The organism is Bradyrhizobium sp. AZCC 1577 (assembly GCF_036924575.1).
Classification (GTDB): domain Bacteria; phylum Pseudomonadota; class Alphaproteobacteria; order Rhizobiales; family Xanthobacteraceae; genus Bradyrhizobium.
In genome coordinates this window covers 5,403,003-5,420,912 of sequence record NZ_JAZHRQ010000001.1, presented here as the reverse complement: position 1 = coordinate 5,420,912, position 17,910 = coordinate 5,403,003, and the positions used below count along the sequence as shown (strand labels likewise).

General features: G+C 59.0%; 13 protein-coding genes and 2 tRNA genes. 10 read left to right on the top strand and 5 right to left on the bottom strand.

Going from position 1 to position 17,910, the window contains the following annotated elements:
• Positions 1-278 precede the first annotated feature (278 nt).
• The 5 genes from V1278_RS25915 (at position 279) to V1278_RS25895 (ending at position 6,192) form a co-directional block, all read left to right on the top strand.
• Positions 279-2,159: a caspase family protein gene (locus V1278_RS25915; protein WP_334382646.1), complete on the top strand. Its 1,881-nt coding sequence runs from the start codon at positions 279-281 to the stop codon at positions 2,157-2,159.
• A 63-nt stretch (positions 2,160-2,222) separates the two neighbouring features.
• On the top strand, positions 2,223-2,459 hold the full coding sequence (locus V1278_RS25910) for a caspase family protein (RefSeq protein ID WP_334382645.1): 237 nt from the start codon (positions 2,223-2,225) through the stop codon (positions 2,457-2,459).
• A complete protein-coding gene (locus V1278_RS25905; RefSeq protein ID WP_334384258.1) occupies positions 2,438-3,088 on the top strand; it encodes a caspase family protein in 651 nt (216 codons plus the stop codon). The genes V1278_RS25910 and V1278_RS25905 overlap by 22 nt, the downstream gene beginning before the upstream one ends.
• 134 nt (positions 3,089-3,222) lie before the next feature.
• Positions 3,223-4,431: a cytochrome P450 gene (locus V1278_RS25900; protein WP_334382644.1), complete on the top strand. Its 1,209-nt coding sequence runs from the start codon at positions 3,223-3,225 to the stop codon at positions 4,429-4,431.
• A gap of 543 nt (positions 4,432-4,974) precedes the next feature.
• Positions 4,975-6,192: a transporter substrate-binding domain-containing protein gene (locus V1278_RS25895; RefSeq protein ID WP_334382643.1), complete on the top strand. Its 1,218-nt coding sequence runs from the start codon at positions 4,975-4,977 to the stop codon at positions 6,190-6,192.
• Between the two features lie 218 nt (positions 6,193-6,410).
• Here the strand turns inward: V1278_RS25895 and V1278_RS25890 are convergent.
• The 3 genes from V1278_RS25890 to V1278_RS25880 all read right to left on the bottom strand — a co-directional run bounded on the left by V1278_RS25890 (position 6,411) and on the right by V1278_RS25880 (position 8,054).
• Positions 6,411-6,484: transfer RNA gene (locus V1278_RS25890), tRNA-Gln, on the bottom strand.
• A 111-nt stretch (positions 6,485-6,595) separates the two neighbouring features.
• Positions 6,596-7,801 carry a hypothetical protein gene (locus V1278_RS25885; protein WP_334382642.1) on the bottom strand — a complete coding sequence of 402 codons (1,206 nt, stop codon included), beginning with the start codon at positions 7,799-7,801 and terminating at the stop codon, positions 6,596-6,598.
• Positions 7,764-8,054: a helix-turn-helix transcriptional regulator gene (locus V1278_RS25880; RefSeq protein WP_334382641.1), complete on the bottom strand. Its 291-nt coding sequence runs from the start codon at positions 8,052-8,054 to the stop codon at positions 7,764-7,766. Before V1278_RS25880 ends, V1278_RS25885 begins: the two co-directional genes overlap by 38 nt.
• Positions 8,055-8,597: 543 nt before the next feature.
• On the opposite strand from V1278_RS25880, the gene V1278_RS25875 reads away from it, so the two are divergent.
• Both V1278_RS25875 and V1278_RS25870 read left to right on the top strand, forming a co-directional pair.
• Positions 8,598-8,667: transfer RNA gene (locus V1278_RS25875), tRNA-Glu, on the top strand.
• A 194-nt stretch (positions 8,668-8,861) separates the two neighbouring features.
• On the top strand, positions 8,862-10,517 hold the full coding sequence (locus V1278_RS25870) for a restriction endonuclease (protein WP_334382640.1): 1,656 nt from the start codon (positions 8,862-8,864) through the stop codon (positions 10,515-10,517).
• 328 nt (positions 10,518-10,845) lie between these two features.
• On the opposite strand, the gene V1278_RS25865 is transcribed toward V1278_RS25870, so the two are convergent.
• Together V1278_RS25865 and V1278_RS25860 are read right to left on the bottom strand one after the other, a co-directional pair.
• Positions 10,846-13,989, bottom strand: coding sequence for an ATP-binding protein (locus V1278_RS25865; RefSeq protein ID WP_334382639.1), 3,144 nt, complete (start codon positions 13,987-13,989; stop codon positions 10,846-10,848).
• Positions 13,990-14,283: 294 nt separating this feature from the next.
• Positions 14,284-14,958 (bottom strand): recombinase family protein, encoded by a 675-nt coding sequence (locus V1278_RS25860; protein WP_334382638.1) that lies wholly within the window; start codon positions 14,956-14,958, stop codon positions 14,284-14,286.
• 199 nt (positions 14,959-15,157) lie between these two features.
• Here V1278_RS25860 and V1278_RS25855 point away from each other — a divergent pair, with 199 nt between their 5' ends.
• The 3 genes from V1278_RS25855 to V1278_RS25845 all read left to right on the top strand — a co-directional run bounded on the left by V1278_RS25855 (position 15,158) and on the right by V1278_RS25845 (position 17,582).
• Positions 15,158-15,682 (top strand): hypothetical protein, encoded by a 525-nt coding sequence (locus V1278_RS25855; RefSeq protein WP_334382637.1) that lies wholly within the window; start codon positions 15,158-15,160, stop codon positions 15,680-15,682.
• A 496-nt stretch (positions 15,683-16,178) separates the two neighbouring features.
• A complete protein-coding gene (locus tag V1278_RS25850) occupies positions 16,179-16,571 on the top strand; it encodes a hypothetical protein (protein ID WP_334382636.1) in 393 nt (130 codons plus the stop codon).
• A gap of 108 nt (positions 16,572-16,679) precedes the next feature.
• Positions 16,680-17,582, top strand: a complete 903-nt coding sequence (locus V1278_RS25845) for a hypothetical protein (protein WP_334382635.1) — start codon at positions 16,680-16,682, stop codon at positions 17,580-17,582.
• Positions 17,583-17,910: the final 328 nt, after the last annotated feature.

Sequence of the window (17,910 nt, the reverse complement as noted above, 5' to 3'; positions counted from 1 at the left end):
AAGCCCTCGTCAGATAATTTTCCGTCACCTGCAGGCCGTTCGGCGTCGGCCTTGAGCCAATCTAGGATAGAGGCGCTATTTCCTACAACTAGAAAACACGAAGCGGCTTCGCGACCGTTTTCACGGCGACACGGCGGCCGCCGAGCTTCCTCTGCTGCGATGCAAGCGTGCGCGTCGGCAAATCCGTTTGATTTGTGAACATGCGGCTTGACTTGCGTCGCGGGTATGAAAACATGCTTGGATTGCATTCTTGATATTGCCATCCAAAGGTTGTTTCCATGAGCAAGCAGCTCACCATGCTTTGCGTCCATGGCGTAAGCCACTCGGAGATTGATCCGCAGTTTCAGTCCTCCTGGACCAAGGCCATCACCACCGCGGTGCACGCCTGCGACCCGGAATTGGAGCCCAAGATCGACTTTCTCGAATACGACGAACTGTTCGACGAGGCGGAGCTGAAGCTGGAGACCTACGCCGTCGCATTGAGCAAGCTGCTTGCCAGCAGCATCATCCACGGTATAGGCGATCTATTCGCTCGCCCGCGCGGCATTGCGGACGTGCCGGATATCGTCAAATGGACGGCGGGTATGGTGGCCCAATGGTCCACCGACGCCGAGTTGCGCGGGAAATTGCGCGAGGTGGTGCTCGCGAAGATGGACTCCAGATCCTACGATGTCGTTCTTGCGCACAGCCTCGGCTCGTTGATCTGTTACGACACCTTCGTGCGCAACCCAAAAGAGATAAAAGACAGAGTTTTTGTCAGCTTCGGTTCTCAGATAGGAAATCCGGCGGTGCGGGATGTCTTCGCGGGCCGCATCGAAGCCGTGTCCGGTCGGAAATGGTACCACCTGTTCAATCCCGACGATCGCGTGATGAGCTCTCCGCTCAAGATCGCCGCCGACAATTTCGTGCAGGTCATCGAGCAATTCGATATCCCCAACGATGTGCTGAATCACAACGCGACATGGTACCTCAGTCACGCCAATGCGCTTGCAAGCGTATGGCGAGAAATCGTCGGCGCCGAACCATCGCGGGCCTTCGCCGCCGTGTCGCGCGCCGTAGCCAAGACGGCCCGTCCGCCCGATCGTCGCGCGCTTCTGATCGGAATCAGCAGTTATCCCAACCCCGAGGACGTCCTCGAGGGATGCGTGAATGACGTATTCCTGATGAGTTCAGTGTTGCAGGAGAGCGGGTTCGATGCGGAGGATATTCGCGTCGTGCTCGACGACCGTGCGACGGCCGCAGGAATCATGGATCGCCTGCATTGGTTACTAGACGGCGTTCGCGGCGAGGACGAGCGCGTGCTGTTCTATTCGGGGCACGGCGCCCAGATCCCCGGATATAACGTGAAGGGCGAGCCGGACCATGTCGACGAATGCCTCGTGCCGCACGACTTTGACTGGTCGCCGTCGCGCGCGATTCTCGACAAGCAGTTCTGCGAAATGTACTCGCAACTTCCCTACGGATGCTACTTCATCGCGATGTTCGATTGCTGCCATTCGGGTGGCCTGACGCGCGATGGCGGTCCGCGTATTCGCGGGCTCACGCCGCCGGATGACATCCGGCATCGTGCGTTGCGATGGGACAAAGACGAGAGGATGTGGGTGCCGCGGGATTTTCCGAAACTGAATCCGAGCCTCGCGGACAAGAAGATCGGCGCGGAGTATCTGGGTCGCAACGGCGCGACGCGAAGGTTGGGGCGGGCGATGACGCTTCGCACCAAGCCTAACGATGAATATGACAGGACGCGCAGGGAGCTTGAGCATTCCGGGCCCTATCTGCCGATTCTGCTCGAGGCCTGCCAGGAGCAGGAGTTTTCCTACGAGTACAGGGATGGCGCGACGTCTTACGGCGCGTACACCTATTGCATGGCGAAGGTGCTGCGCGAACACCGCGATCGAGGCGCCAATCTTTCCTTTCACGAGCTCAATGATCTCGTAACCAAGAAGCTGCATCGGCTGAAGTATAACCAGACGCCGAACCTAGTCGGACAGAAGGATATCCTCAAACACCCGTTGCCGTGGGGTGATCGGGGCAAGGTTGTTGCCGCGACAGGCGCCGGAGCCGAGACAGGAGCAGCACGGACCGGCAAAGCGAAAGCAGGCAAGATGGGGCGCCGGAGCGGGAAAAGGAAAAAGCGCGTAACCGGGTCACGTCGATAGTCGTTCATTCGAGGCGCCGGAGGTGCCAGCTCGGCGATCATCATTTCGCATGGAGGATTGGTTATGACCAAAGGGATTTCGCTACATATTGGGCTGAACTCGGTGGACCCGCAGCACTACGAGGGCTGGAGCGGCCCGCTCAACGCTTGTGAGGCCGACGCCAACGACATGGCAGACCTTGCCGGATCGCAAGGATTTGCCACTGAGAAACTGCTTACCAAGAAGGCGACGCGCAAGGCGGTGCTGGATGGCATCGCTGATGCAGCCAAGAGCCTCAAATCGGGCGATTTTTCTTTCTGACATATTCCGGACATGGCGGGCAGACGCCGGACCTCAACGCCGACGAGCCGGACGGTCAGGATGAGACGTGGTGCCTGTACGACGGTCAGTTGATCGACGACGAACTCTACTCGGCGTGGGGGGCGTTCGCGTCAGGCGTACGGATATTGCTGCTCTCGGACAGTTGTCACAGCGGCAGCGTCAGCAAGGCCGTGCACTATGCCGCCATGGCGAGGTCGGGACCGCCACCCGTATACCGCGCCATGCCGAACGAAGTAGCGTTGCGCGTTTACCAAAACCACAAGGATTTTTACAATCCAATTCTCGAAAAACGCAATCTGGCGGAGACGCTCGGCGGCGTAAAGGCGTCGGTGCTGTTGATTTCAGGCTGTCAGGACAACCAGCTTTCGCTGGACGGGACGTTCAACGGCCTGTTTACCGGAACGTTGAAGATCGTATGGAACGGTGGGACGTTCAGCGGATCGTACCGACGTTTTCACACGGCGATCGGGTCGAAGATGCCGCCTGACCAGACGCCGAAATTATCGCTGGTGGGCAAGAGCAACCCGGAGTTCATCGCGCAGACGCCGTTTGACCTGCACGTTGCCAGGAAGACGGCCAGCACACCCAAGAAGAAGCGAAAGAAATAATCGGGACTTCGTATCGGGAATCTTGCAGACGGCTTGCGCGTTCCGATCGCAAGAACGAGCCGCTCTCGACGGAGCCTTGCGCTCGCGGCGCCGCGCACCATGTTGGTGTCAGTGCAACAGCCCAGGATTCGCTGATGGCACCGCGGTTCGATTTCACCAGCGAAGCGTTTTTTCGCGATCCCGGGGCAGGCGTGGCGTTGCTGCGATCTTCCGCTCCTGTCGTCTTCACGCGGTTCCCGATCATAGGCCGGGTCTGGGTCACCACGACCTACGACGCGGCAGCGCATGTACTGAAGGACAGCACCACGTTTACGCTGCGCAAGGAGGGCGGGGCGTTGGTCGGGCTACCCTGGTGGATGCCGAGAATGGTCGGCGCAGTCGCCAACAATATGCTGACGATGGATGAGCCGGACCACACGCGGCTGCGCGACATCGTCGACGAGGCGTTCCGCCGCCGCGCCGTGCTCGATATGGAACCTCACATCCGCGCTATCGCCGATCGCCTCGCCGACGAATTGTTTGCGGCCGGTAGCCCGGCCGACGTCGTGCAGCGTTATGCGCGGATGCTGCCGCTTGCGGTGATTTGTGAGCTGCTCGGCCTGCCGCCGGCGGACCGGCCGAAGTTCATCGCCTGGGCCAATTCGATGGCGCATCTCACCAATGCTTTCGGCTTTCTGCGGCTGATCGGCGGGCTCTTCAAGATGCGCCGCTACCTGCAGGAACGTCTTCAGGCGGCTCGCGAGGAAGGCGGCGAAGGATTGATCGCCGAGTTGCTACGCGTCGAAAAGGAGGGCGGGCGCATCATGCCGGACGAAATGGTCTCCATGATGTTTCTGCTGCTCGGCGCCGGCTCCGAGACGACGACACATCTGATCAGCGGATCGGTTTTCGAACTGTTGAAGGATCCGGCACGCCGCGATTGGCTGGCCGCCGACTGGAGCCGCGCGGGGCTCGCCGTCGAGGAATTCCTGCGCTTCGTCTCGCCGGTGCAATTCTCAAAGCCGCGCTATGTGCGCCGGGATGTCGATCTCGAAGGCGTGAAATTGAAGAAGGGCGACCGGGTGATGGCGATGATCGTCGCGGCCAATCTGGACCCGCAGGCGAACGCGCACCCAGAACGCCTCGATCTCGAGCGGCGGCCGAACCGGCATCTCGCGTTCGGGACCGGAATTCATTTCTGCCTCGGCCACCAGCTCGCACGGATCGAAGGAATCTGCGCGCTGCAGGCACTGTTCACGCGCTGGCCGGGGCTGAAGCTGGCGGTTGACCCGTCACAGATTCACTGGCGGAGACGGCCCGGCATTCGCATGATTGCGGAGTTGCCGGTGGTGGCTGCCGGGTGAGCACTGCGGTTGGATATCCCGTCACTCAGGGGTATGCGCGACTTCTTGAAGTTTGAGCAAGCCGTTTCAAGCCTTATCGGGAGCCTCTGACATCGTTCCACAGCCTCGCCTTCTCAAGTGTAACGAGATCGCCGCAGAACTCGCAGGTAAATGGCGTTTCGTCGTGAAGCCATGGCATCGCTTTCTCATGCTCATGGCCGGAAGGAGGGACGGGGAGGATTGGGGTTAGCATCGTGGCAAATTGCCATGATCAAACTCCACGGATTGCTTGACCGCATGCCTGAGGGAAGCGGATGACCTACCCTCAGTAATGAGTCGGTGCGCATGGGGCCATCTCCTGAGCGATGGATGGCCTAACGGTAAACACAACAAACAAACTCGGCAATTTCGCTCCATGCCTTAGGGGCGAGCCCTTACGTAGAGTCCCGGAGGTGCCGCCGTGCAGGTTCCGCAATGGGCTAGCTGGTCGGCGCCCTGCCAGCAGACGAAATGCCGCCAAATAGCAATGCTTTCGTCGGTCGATCTCGATAATTGAGGTCCGCTATGAGTTCGTTCGAGGAATCTCCTGCAGTCTCGCACTACGACGCATCTGACCGGCTGGATATCGCTCAAGAATCCGTTAGACGTTTTGAGCAGCGAGATCGGGCCTCGCAAGGCGAGCCAGCGATCTCGCCACTTCGACCGGTCCTGCTATGCCTTCTGTTGCTGGCGGGGCTTGCACTCGGCTGCGGCGCGGTTCGAGCCCAAGGCACAATCCCTGACAGAGAGTTGGTAGTGGCGACCAAGGAAGCGCCGCCCTTCGCGATGAAGCAGCCGGACGGGAATTGGAGCGGTATCAGCATCGAACTCTGGAGAAAGATCGCTGCTGGAGCGCATCTACGCTTTCGCCTGGTCGAGACCCAGAACGTGCAGGATCTGCTGGATGAAATCGCGAAGGGCACCCTCGACGCTGGTGTTGCAGCGGTAACTGTGACCGCTGCGCGCGCACGCAGCGTCGATTTTACCCAACCCTTCTACAACACCGGACTCGGGATTGCGGTGCCGATCCATGAAAGTGCCTGGGTGTCGATCGGGAGGGCGCTTCTTTCCTTCGGGTTCTTCCAGGCTGTCACGGTACTGCTTTGTTTTGCGATGGCGGTCGGCTTCCTTATTTGGCTGTTGGAACGGCGGAAAACGGAACATTTCGGCGGGGGAGCCAAGGGGCTCGGCTCCAGCTTTTGGTGGTCGACCATTGCCATGACACAGGCAGGCGCCGCCCAGAATGCGCCAGCAACGCTTCCAGGGCGGATCGTCGCAACCGGGTGGATGATCGCTTCCGTTATCGCCATAGCCGTGTTCACCGCAGGCATCACCTCCACGCTCACGCGCCGAGGGCTCGAAGGCGCCGTTCACGGCTTCAACGACCTGCGATCCGTGCGCGTCGGCGCCGTCGCCAACTCTGCTACGACCGACTACCTCACTCGTCAGCAGCTTTCCTTTCGAGCGTTTCCAGACCTTCAAAGCGGCCTATCTGCATTGAGCCGTGGCACGATCGATGCCTTCGTCCATGACAAGCCGCTTCTGACCTGGGTCGCACGGAAAGACTTCTCGGCCTCGGTTCGTGTTGTCGACACCAGCTTCAGCAGCGAGAGCTATGCGATCGTGCTGCCGAAAGGCAGCACATTGCGGCCCATGCTCGATCTCGCCGTGCTCGATCAGATCGAAAGCGATTGGTGGCGACAAACGCTATTCCAAACCCTTGGAAATGCGCGATCTCCCTAAGGTGCCCAGTTGCGACCCGATCGGCTTTCTGTGGTCTCTCAACTTCCGCGGGGGCTTCATCCGACCGGAACAGTCGCATGCATGAACGGCCGTTGAGGCTGCCCAACCGGCGAGATAGGTGAGCGTGGTCCACGAATGTGGTACACGATCAACTCGACGGTCCATCGCCTGCGGCGAAAAGCCCGTTCGGATCAAATCGTTGGTGGGATTGCCGAGTCTGGCTGGGGAACCTGGATTCGAACCAAGACAAACAGAGTCAGAGTCTGTTGTGCTACCGTTACACCATTCCCCACCTAAGGCACTGATTTCGCATAACTTTTTTTGGAAGTTTTGCAATCAGGGCCAGGAGTTTTGCAAACCCGGCGATTTGCAGGGCCCATATAGCCGGGCCTGCGTTCGCGGTCTAGTCCTCCTTGTTGACAAGACGAAGTCGCTTTTGGCCGTCGGCGCCGACCTTCATCTGGTCGCGGAACCGCATGTAATGCTCGACGTTCTGCCGGGACATGCCGATATCGTTGGCGATCTGGTCAATCTCATAGCCTTCCTCGGCGCGGGCGAGGATTCCGGTCCCGCGCAGCCCATGGATGGTCGGATGGTCGGCGTCATCAGGATCGATGTCCCAATCGTATTTCTTGACCTGGGCACCAACCCACTCCTTCCAGCGGCGGCAGATGACGCGGCCTTCGGGTGTATCGGCGAGCCATCGCCCCCAGCGCGCGCGAAGACCGTCGGCCGTGTATTGCGCGCCCTTGGGAGAGTAGAGATACAGATCCTTGCGGAAACGATCGATCGGCTTCAGCCAGCGGGAGTTCGTGAACGTCACCGGCGTTTCGGCCCAGCGGTCGAGTTCGAGCGCGTCGGCGGTGGCAAGCGGAATGTGGAAGGCGCGCCGGCGCTTGCGGGTTTTCTTTGGCCGGCACCATAGCCCGTTGCGATCGCGATGCTCCGGACCCATGCGGATCAGATCGCTTCCGCGCTGGCAGGTCATAACCCCGAGCCGCGTCATGCGGACCAAGTCCGGCCACGCGTGTGCGCGAACGTGATCGATCACCCAGGACGGCCACGGCACATGCCCGCGATCGGGGATGTCGAAGTCCTTCACCTTGTCGAAGGGATTGATTTTAGCGAGGTCGAGGGGGATGGCCCAATCCCAGATCGTGCGCCCGACCGACAGCATCTGGTTTGCCATCACCGGCGTTTCTTTCATGGCGTCGCGCGCAGTTTGAGCTGCGAGCGGCGTCAGGTCTTTGACGGCGACGATGCCCCAGGTATCATGCGCCTCGAAGCGACGCATGGTCACTTCGTAATTCGATCGGGTGCCTTCCGATAGTCGCGTGAACTCGTCGCTGCGGCGGTAGCGCGCAATGAGATCGCCGATGGAGCCTGGCGGATATGTTGTCGGTTTCGATGTTTGGCGACGCTCGACTTCGGCCCAAAATGCCACCGGATGAGTGTCGGCGTTCGGTAGTTTGATGCGCTCTCCCTCGCGATCGGTGCCGCGTCCGGGATTCCAATAATAGTACGTGTAGACCTTGCCGTTCGGTTTGCGAACGCTGGTCTTCTCAACGCCCTCAGGCAGCGTTACGCCGGATTCCCTTTTTCTTGCCAAAATTCGCTGCCCCCAATACGGCCGCGTCGGTGTCCGCCGATTTCCTGCCGGACAGCTTACGGTCTACGTCTTCCCAGCGCCAGCGGGGAGTGCCCGAAGGGAACATGTCGCATGGTGGGGGCAGGCGACCATCCTTCACCCATTGATCCCAAGTGTCTGTCGAAACTAGCAATTCGGCCGCTCCGGTTTCCCGGTCGACATAGGCCGGCGTCCGATCGCCCCGAAGCAAGTTGTCCGTCTTGCGCACTGTCATTCGAGCTGTCCCCAGCGTTCGCGCTCAGGTTATCTCCGACCAGACGAGGTACATTCACTTGCGTTTTCGCCAATCGAGAAAATATCGGACGTGTTGATCATCCCGAACATCATGCTCAGGCGAGGCCGAACGTGGAACGGTGGCTATAAATTCATCGTACGATTGGGTGCCGCGGCGAACAAAAAGGAGAGAAGCTGCCCGCGGTTTTTGATTGTCGAATTTTTCGGCGTTAGGGGCGATACACGCAGCCCGCTCTGACCATGAAGGCACTTTTTCCGATACTTGAGGCGAGAGCCCACCGTGACCGCAAGCGGGCTCGGAACAGTTGGTTCGGACAGCACTCGACCCTGCAACCAGACCGTTATGAGCGGCGGGATAACGATCGGCTTCGTTGATGTTGCTGTTTTTTTGTCTCAATCCGATCGCGTTCGTTGCGGCTTCGGTTGGGTCGTTTCTGGTGCGAAACTGGTACGGTCACGCCTGTTCGTGCAGACGAGTCGGGATTGACATCTATAGGTCTCTATCGCCGAACTCTTTTCAGGAAGATCATCGAGCGGATCGACTTGGCCCTCTCAAGGCTGAAACAGGGGTTCGATTCCCCTAGGGAGCGCCAGCGGCTTCAGAAGCGCTGATAGATCAAAAACATCTCGCAAATCATGGCTTTGTCTGCTGTCAGGTGGTAGCAGAGAGTAGTAGCTTTGACGCGCGCGCTGATGGGACTGATCAAGGATAGAAACGGCACTTACTATGCCCAACGAAGAGTGCCCGATCGCCTGCAAGAGGTACCGAGCTGAGCACCCCGTCAGGATGGTCGGCCTGCCCAACCCAGAAGCATTTCGGCAGGCATTCGCTGTATTGGACGAGTTCACAGCGGCGGCCAACGCGTATCGGCCCCAGCTTCCTGCAGGGGTAGATACCCGGTTTCGCGCGTATACCTTTCCGGTGAACATGTTTGAACTTGTTCGGCCGCACCCTGCGACCCTGTCGCACACCGAGCCACAAAAGATAACGCTCACCTCAGCTGACGTTCAGATGGACGGCGTCTCGGATGTGTCCGCCCTCTATGGCCGAGCAGCCGTCGACTGTGCATTTCCTTGTGATCCACCGAGCTATCGTTACGCGGCCGATGAAGCGCCAGCGCCTAAGCCCGCTTTCCCTCGTCCGACTGCGCCTCCGAAGACAATTGTGTGGCTGCTCATGTCAGATGGAGTTGAAGTTGATGGACGCGACGAGCTTGCTGCCTCAGCCTTCAATTATGAACTTCACCGGGTAGCCGCGCTAAACTCTCAAGCGGCCAAGCTTCGCGCGGCGTTCGATGAGAGAAACGAAGCAGCATTGGAAGCCCACGACCTGATGGAGATACATCTTGCCGACTTGGGCTTGAAATGGAGAAGTGGAGAGACGGAGATACTTCAGGAGTTTGAGCAGCGAAATCGGAAGTACGAAACTGATTGTCAGCGGGCGACGCATCCGATCAGAGCGGTTCACGACCGGTACCGCGAGCAAACTGAAGATGGCGTGCGCGGCCACTTCGAGCTTGCTCTGTGCAACTTGTCCCTGCCTGTGCCCACGGACTACCCATGGGAGGTGCTCTACAATCAGCAGGATAAGGTGCTTCAGGTAAATCAGTGCGTACCCTCGCTTGCAGACGTGACAGTCGCGCGTCCTGATAGCAAACGACCACCGGCGAAGCGCGATGCGGAGGCCGTTCTCCGTCGGTACGTGCCTGCAATCGCGCTGCAGCTGGCGCAGAATATTGCCCGGAATGATCTGCAGGGAGATGTGGAGAGAATAGCGGTCAACTGTTGGTCAAGGTTCTTCGATCCTGCATCGGGGAAGCTGAAGGATGCATTCGTTGCCTTACTTGCCGTGCAAAAGAAAGATATGATCGAAATCAATCTGCAGCGGGCCGATGCACTGGAAGCATTCCGGGCCTTAAAGGGTGCCTACGTTTACAATGTGTCAGAGGTAGTCCCAATCGAGCCTGCGATACGATTGGACAAGGAGGACGAAAGGTTCGTGGCCGGAAGGGACGTCCTTGACGGTATGGCACAGGGGCAGAACCTTGCGGCCATGGACTGGCAGGAGTTTGAACACCTCATCCGCGAACTGTTGGCCAAAGAGTATGCCGACAAGAAAGCGGAAGTGAAGATCACGCGCGCGAGCCGCGACCGCGGTGTAGATGCGGTCATCTTCAATTCGGACCCGCTGCACGGAGGGAAGTTCGTGGTGCAGGCCAAACGCTATTCGAATACGGTTGATGTTGCCGCCGTCCGCGAACTGTATGGCACAGTCTTAAACGAGGGAGCAAACAGAGGGATACTTGTCACCACCAGTCATTTCGGGCGAGATGCTCACGAATGGGCAGCCAACAAGCCGTTGACGTTGATCGACGGCCCAAACCTTTTGGCTCTTTTGACCAAGCACGGCTACAACTTCAAAATTGAACCTGCTGCATCATAGCGCCGTCCAGCTTGGCCGCCGCTTAACCACACTTGAGTTTACCCGATGTCAGACTTTGGCGGGGTCAGCCGTAAGCTCGTGCCAGTCTTCGCGGCAGACGTAGAAGGGTACAGCCACCTCATGGGTGCCGATGAGGTCGGCACGCTCCGAGGCCTCACAGGGTGCCGATCAATCCTCGATAGGCTAATTGCGGACCACAGAGCGCACATGGCGAACACCGGGCAGCAATTTACCTTCTGATTTGCTTCCGCTTCGGCAGCATAGCGGACTTCATCGGAATTTCTGGCGTCTAGCCCGGTCGCGAATGACCCATAAGCGACATTAGAGCTTATTGTTGTAATTCCACCAGTGTCGTCTCGACCCGCGTGAGTGCTGGGGATGGCCCGTATTGCGAAAATATCCTTTTTGCCTCGGTTAGATGCTCAAGCGCGAGCGCCTGCTTCTTCTTGACTTTGTAAAGTAGGCCGAGTGCCTTGTGGGCACTGCCTACCTGTTGACCCGATGGATCTAATTGCCGGTTCTCTAGAACGTGCTTCGTTAGCTCGTGAATGCGCGCAGACGCGGTGAAGAGAACCTTCAGAAGAGTTGGCAAGTTCTTCAGTAAAATCGCGAGCGGCGGTTTTTCATTGTCCGAAATTATCTGCAGATAGATCTCGCACAAGTTAAGGCGGTACCAATCCGCCATGAATTGATAGCCCTCTCTCTCTCGTCTAGATATTGCATCCTCAAGGAAACGGATGCCGCCCCCAATAGCTCCCTGCAGGACTTTGCACACCGCAGTCGCGGCATCATTGCCGTTCAAACGATAAAGGTCGCCATCGGAGACGCAGCGACGCCGAACTTCATGCAAAATAGGTGCGCCCGCTTCGGTTTGTCCAAGGAGTACAAGAGCACATCCCTTCGCCAGTACAGCATTCGTGCGGTCTTGCGGAGTTATTGCGACCGTCAATGCCTGTTCGCTGCCCTCCAGCGCTTCGGAATAGGACTCTTGAATGATGTCAATCCACGTCAAGATGGACAGAGCCAATCCTGTAGAGCGCGGATCGGCTAAAACTCGACCGCGGTCCATAAGTTCGTGCATTGCCCCGCGAGCATCATTGATGCTCCCTCGGTGCATATAATCCCAGCCAATTGCGGCCCAGATCCAGTTTTGAATATAAGCATCTTGGCAATTTGAAGCGCCCCTGATCGCTTCTTTCTTAAATATCTCGAACTCGCTTAGCGGCTTCGGAGCGATGGCCAGCGAGACCAACAACTCGCCGAGTGAGGAATATGCCTTCGATCTGCTGTCGCCGAGACGGTCCGCAATTCGCGAGACTTCGCGGTGTATGACAGCCGCGTCTCTGTATCGGGCATTCCACCAAAGCGCATTTAAATGGTAATAGCGGATGACAACGCTTCTTGGGTCATCGCCGACGCGGTCAATCCGTGTTGAATAGCGCTCAAGCAGATCAATCAACACCTTTATTTTTTCGCTCATCTCCAGAACAGCCGCATAGGAGACAAGGAAATCCGCGACCTGACCATCCGAAGCGCAAGCTGGATTTTTGTCGAGAAGTGCAAGAGCCGCAGTGAAGTGGGCTGATGCTTCATCGAGCGAATAGACGCCGAGACTCTTGGCACCGGCCATCGTGAGGTAGGCGAAGGCTTTGTCGTCCCGTGCCGTTTGGCTGTAATGATGCGCCAGCACTTCGGCCACTTCGGTTAGGCGATTGCCGCTGCGGCGCTCGATCTCTTCGGCGATCTGCAAATGCAGTCCGGTGCGCGGCTCGCTGAGCAGACTTTGGTACAGAGCATCCCGCACCAGCGCATGCTTGAACGAATAGTCGCCGACCTTGCCGTAGACGTTGACCAAATCGAGCGCCAGGATCGCTTGCAGTCGGGCGTCAATGTCAGTCTGTCCGACGACTGCGGCCAACAATTGCGGCTCGAACCGCCTGCCGATCACCGAGGCGGCCTGCAGTAGCGCCCTGTCGTCCGCTGCGAGGCGGTCCACCCGTGCAGTCAACAGGCTTTGCACGCTCATCGGCAGCGCCGCCGCCAGCGCGCTCGGATCAAAGTCAACGGTCGTGCGAATAAAGCCGCGCTCGATGAGGAAGCTCGCGATTTCCTCGACGAACAGCGGGTTGCCCTCGGCCTTGTCGGCAATCTGCCGCGCCAGCGCATCGGGCAGGACATCGACTCCAAGCCGCGATTGTACCAACCGGCGAATGTGGCCGACCGGGAGCGGCTCCAGGCGCAATTTAGCGACTGCAGCGTGGTCCAGCCACGGCGGGATGTATTCCGGCCGGCGGGTGGTAACCAGCAGAAGTCGCAAACTTGCTTCGCTTTCAACGATCCTGCCCAGGAGTTCCTGGGATGCACTGTCGACCCAGTGCAAATCCTCGATCATCATCACCACCGGCGACAGCCGGCAGCGCGCCTCCAGGAGTTGCTGCAGCAGTTCGCGCGTGCGCAGTCCGATCAGCACACCGTCAAGGCCGGTCAAGGATTCTTCCGGGGCTTTCAGGCCGAGCAGATGCAGCAAGAGGCCGAGATTGCGCAGTGAGTGGAGCCCCAGAGTCGTTAGACCCATCTCCAGCTTTTGCACAATGCTCTTCTCGGCCTCACCGGCGCCGACGCGGAACGAGCCGCGCACTACTTCGATGAAAGGGAGGAACGGCGTCTGCTGGCCGTCGGGCGAGCAGGTTCCCGTTAGGAAAAAGGCGCGCTCCTTGCCGATGCGTTTGCGGAACTCGTAGAGAAGCCGCGATTTGCCCATGCCCGGCTCGGCCGCGACATCGACGATGCGCAGCTGCGAGCGCGCGTCGTCAAGTCCGCGCTCAAGCACCTCCATTTCGCGCTCGCGCCCGACGAAGGCACTGAGGCCGCGGCTGACCGCCGCGCCAAACCGCGTGGCTCCTTCGCGAATGCCGTCCAGACGCCAGACCTTTTGCGGCTCGGATTTGCCTTTGATCGCGTGCTCGCCGGCAAACCTCGCCTCGACCATCCCCTGCACGAGGCGCTGCGTCGCCTCGCTCATCGTCGCCGAGTTCGCTTCGGCGAGCGCCTGCAGGCGCGCCGCCACATTTACCGTGTCGCCGAGAACGGTGACGCCGGCTTCGGCACCCGGCTGGACGGCGCCGACTACCGCCGCACCGGAATTGAGCCCGATGCGCAACTGCGGCTGCACGCCGTGCTTGGCGGCAAGCTCGGGCCCGGCCGTCTTCACCTTTTGCAGGATCGAAAGCGCCGCCCGGCAAGCCCGCAGCGGCGCGTCCTCAAAAGCAACGGGAGCGCCAAACACCGCCATTATGCCGTCGCCGGTGAAACCCTGAACGACGCCGCCCTGTTCGCGCACCGCCTCGTCCATCAGCCTGGAAAGGCTGCGCATCAGGGTAAAGGCCGCCTCCTCTCCAGACCGTTCGGAAAAGGTGGTGAAGCCCACCATGTCGGTGAACAGGACCGTAACCTGACGGCGCTCGGCTTCCACGGCGCCCTCCCAACACGTTTGGCGTTAGGTTAGCACAAGCTCGGAGGAGGAAGCAGCAGCTTTAAGTCGAGGAACTCGAATTCGCGGCTCAGCAGACGATCAAAAAGGGTCCCATGGGCGAATATGGGACCCGTTAAATCGTCGCGTGAAGCCCTAGACCTTAAGTGGAGTACGAGATCAACCAGAGCCCTGCGCTGAGGAGTGCGAATGCGGGCCACAATGCTTCCAGCGAAAACAGGATGGTTGCGAGAAGAAGGAGGATTGATCCGATGGTTGTCAGCACCGTTTGCCCCCTTATGCGCGCTCAAGAATGTTGCTGACAGACTTGGCGTGCCATTGGCCGCCGCGAGCCGTCCCGATGCCACGCGCGTTCAACGCCTCGGCAATCTCCCTCAAGGACGTCGCGCCCGCCTTCTGCGCCTCCCGGATGATGGGTAGCACGTTGGCAGCAAATCTGTCGGCTTCAGTTGCTACGGCCTCTACAGCGCTCTTGCGGGCCAAGTGGAGCCTTGGGTTGCCTAAGGTCACCCCACGCGCCTTCGCAGCGGACAGTGCCTGCCGGGTGCGTGTGGAGATCAGGGCGCGCTCCTTTTCCGCCAGTGCGGCGAACAGGTGCAAGACGAAAGGGTCGACGTCAGGCCCCAACTCGGCCACCAGGAACGGCACCTTGTGCGCCATGAGGCCGCTGACGAAGTGCACGTCACGGCTAAGGCGGTCCAGCTTCGCCACTGCCACGTGACACCTGAGCTTCCTTGCGGCGGCTAGGGCGGCCTTGAGTTGCGGACGGCGGTCCAACGCGTCAGAACCCTTGCCGGTCTCCACCTCCACGAACTCCCGCGCGACCGTGAAGCCCTCGGCATGAGCGAAGTGAGCAAGTGTCTGCCGCTGGGCTTCTATGCCCAGCCCAGAGCGACCCTGCTGGGATGTCGATACGCGAATGTAAGTGATTAGAGGGCGGTCGGTCGTCACAGCAGGCCTCCAAAGCTCGTCTGTGAAGCAAGGTTCCGGAACCTATGGGATTCCTAAAGCGCATAGCTCTCCTTCAACGATTCGCTGGGGTACCGGAGCGGTCCAACGGCAATGGCTACAAGCAGCGTAGATATTCCCTTTAGGTTGCGTTTCGGCAAACTGCGCTTCAAGTTGTGATGGCGCAGGAGGGGACCGGCAAATGGCCGAGAATACCGCCGCTATTTTGCAGGATAGGCTCACCGAACATGGCTTGGTTCGCGCACTCTCACGTCAGGACATTAGTCCGGAGCTGGTCCGTGTGCTTTCGATAGACGAAGCCGCACGGTTGCTACAAAGGGGTATGCTGTATCCTGGCTCCACTCCGAAGACAGCCAAAAAAGCAACAAAGGTGAAAATGGCCAAAAAGGCCAAAAAGGCCAAAAAATCTCATTCAGATTCGCCTCGGAAGCTTGGCAGAACCGGCGTGCGTCAAGTCCAACCGAATTACTGGAAACGGGTAAAACGCGAGCTTCACCTTTTGATCTGCACCAACGATCAACGATACGAGACGCTTCGCAGATACATCGGAAAAGAAAGCAAGACGACCCAGATAGCCTTGGTTTCCACCATCTCAGCGAGCATCGGCGCATACCTTGGAATGGCAGCAACCGTGATCGGTCCGTTTGTCACGCTCGGACTGATGGCTCTTTTGCAGGTCGGGCGGAATGCTTGGTGCGCGGGGTAGGACACCGAACAGCCGAACTCCTTAGCCCTCTGATGGCCTCCGCCTCGTTTACCGTGCGCTATCTCTGCGAGGACTCGCCGCTATCGAGCGCTTGCGCCAGCCCGAGGACGAGCCGACCAGCGCTGCCAATCTATTGAATCAGACCTGCATCGGAGCTGGCGCCGGTATCAAACGTATGATCGGCAAAAACAAATTGCATGTCGCTGCTCAAACCTCTGAGTCCAAAAGAATAGGCTAACCTACGTGCGGCCTCCATGAGCCATCTCACATTCTGCGGGCGCTCCGGAGCGATGGGTTGCGCTTGCGCAGAGTCTGAGCGCCTGTTTGTGGCCGGTTTAGCCCAAAGCGCACACTGGAATTGAAATTTGCGGATTGAGATTGGACTTACATTCAAGCGATACCGCGAACTAGCTTGCAAGCACAAGGTTCCACAACTAAAGTGACCAAGTACGCGGCACGGCAGAATGCCTTGGCTTGTTTGATTTGGGAGGTGACCATGGCCCGCAGGACGACGAAGCCGGAGCGAGGACTTTGGCAACGTAAGAATCACGTCAACGACCCCGACGTGAAGGTGGTGGATTTCTCGTACGAAAGTGACCTCCTCGCACAATTGGTCGTCGACGCGTGGGGCGATAATCAGTTGAAACAGAAGCTACTCAATCACAACAATCAACCTGACGTCCGAGATGAGTTGGCGAGCCGGGGGATCTTTCTGAGGCGCCCCGTTGTGCTCACGGAAGAGGAGTACAATGAAGGCTGGCAGATGGAGGACGACGATGAAGTCGTTCTTGTGCTGCCGAACGAAACGCGCAGTACAGCGGCGTCGGGAGGGTTTACACTTCTCGAGACGGCCAAATTGCTGATGGCCATTACGCCGAACGGAATCTAGCGGTATTGCACTCCGTCTCGGGTGGCGGGGTGTCTCTAGCTGGGCGCGAGTTTTGGTCGCATCCTGCGATAAACGACACGGGCGTTCACTCGGAAGTGGAGGTTTCGAATGGCACGGCTGGTCACGGAGTGGGTCAACGTCACGGGCGATATTTCGATCATCGCTCGCGAGTCGGGAGAGGTTTGGTTTCATACCCTGAGAGGCACGGAAGAAAACCTGGATCCATTCGCGGCACCGATGACAGGTGTGGGCTCGGCGGGCAGCACGGTCGGGCTCCTCGACGGAGCGATAAATCTCGGATTTGCCGGAATCGAAAAGCGCCTCGCGCGCCCTGACGCGACGCTCGTCGGCTATATCGTAGCCTTGGTGGGCGCCTATCACACGTCCGTCGACACGCCTCGAAATCTCCGGCGCGCCGCCGGGCGCTTCAACGAGCTGGGGAGGCCCGACGTTGCGGCCTACTTGGAAGAGCGTGCGCGCGAGGAGACCGGTCACGACCGGCTCGCGCTCAAGGATCTGCGTGCGCTGGGTGTGCCCGGCGAGCGACTCGTCGCTAGCTTTGTCCCGGAGGGCATCAAGCCGCTCTGCAAGCGCTTCGATGATCTCTGCGTCCAGGACTATCCAATCGGCTGCATCGGCTATTCGTACTGCCTGGAGCGCATCGCCGCGCTCAAGCAGGAGACCGATATCGAGAAGGTGCAGGCGATCTGTCCGCGTGACGTCGATGCGACCCGCTTCCTCAGAAGTCACAGCTCCCTCGGAAGCGAGGCCACTCACGTCGAAGAAACGATAGAGTTCGTTGCCTCCCTTCCCGCGAATGACCGTATCAGGGTCGTTCAGGAGACGTATGAATCGGCATTGATCCTGGCGGAGGGATATAATCACGAGCTTCTCAAATCCGAGGCGGAGATGCTTGAGGAGCTTGAGCAGGCGCTCGGAGAGGCGCTCCCGTATCGTCACACTTCTTATCCTATGCACGGTGAAAAGCGGTGCGCTCGGCCCGTGGCATGAGCGAATAGCGCAATAGTCATCGCAGTTTGGACAAGGCGTGAGGCACGAGAAACGACGCGCCGGCTCTCCATAAGGTTGTAGCACAGTTGCGATTTAAAACGACTCGGCCTGACTGCTCGCGCTCGGCCGACATGGTAGCATGGTAGGCGCACCCAGCGCTGGCGTCGTCGCGCCAAGCTGCAGTTGTGCTTCGCCGCCGGGTAAAGCCAAATATCGGCGGTCAAAAGAACGCTCACATGATAACGCTCATATGATATCGTGCGCGGGAGGAGGTTTCCTGGTTTTAAGCAACAAAGGCACCACATGGTGGGTCTGAAGCCCAACTCCT

Excerpts from the sequence above, each read along its gene's own strand:
- V1278_RS25895 (WP_334382643.1), top strand. The coding sequence starts at position 4,975 with ATGAGTTCGTTCGAGGAATCTCCTGCAGTCTCGCACTACGACGCATCT.
- V1278_RS25910 (WP_334382645.1), top strand. The coding sequence starts at position 2,223 with ATGACCAAAGGGATTTCGCTACATATTGGGCTGAACTCGGTGGACCCG.
- V1278_RS25880 (WP_334382641.1), bottom strand. The coding sequence starts at position 8,054 with ATGACAGTGCGCAAGACGGACAACTTGCTTCGGGGCGATCGGACGCCG.
- V1278_RS25850 (WP_334382636.1), top strand. The coding sequence starts at position 16,179 with ATGGCCCGCAGGACGACGAAGCCGGAGCGAGGACTTTGGCAACGTAAG.
- V1278_RS25870 (WP_334382640.1), top strand. The coding sequence starts at position 8,862 with ATGGTCGGCCTGCCCAACCCAGAAGCATTTCGGCAGGCATTCGCTGTA.
- V1278_RS25900 (WP_334382644.1), top strand. The coding sequence starts at position 3,223 with ATGGCACCGCGGTTCGATTTCACCAGCGAAGCGTTTTTTCGCGATCCC.
- V1278_RS25855 (WP_334382637.1), top strand. The coding sequence starts at position 15,158 with ATGGCCGAGAATACCGCCGCTATTTTGCAGGATAGGCTCACCGAACAT.
- V1278_RS25915 (WP_334382646.1), top strand. The coding sequence starts at position 279 with ATGAGCAAGCAGCTCACCATGCTTTGCGTCCATGGCGTAAGCCACTCG.
- V1278_RS25845 (WP_334382635.1), top strand. The coding sequence starts at position 16,680 with ATGGCACGGCTGGTCACGGAGTGGGTCAACGTCACGGGCGATATTTCG.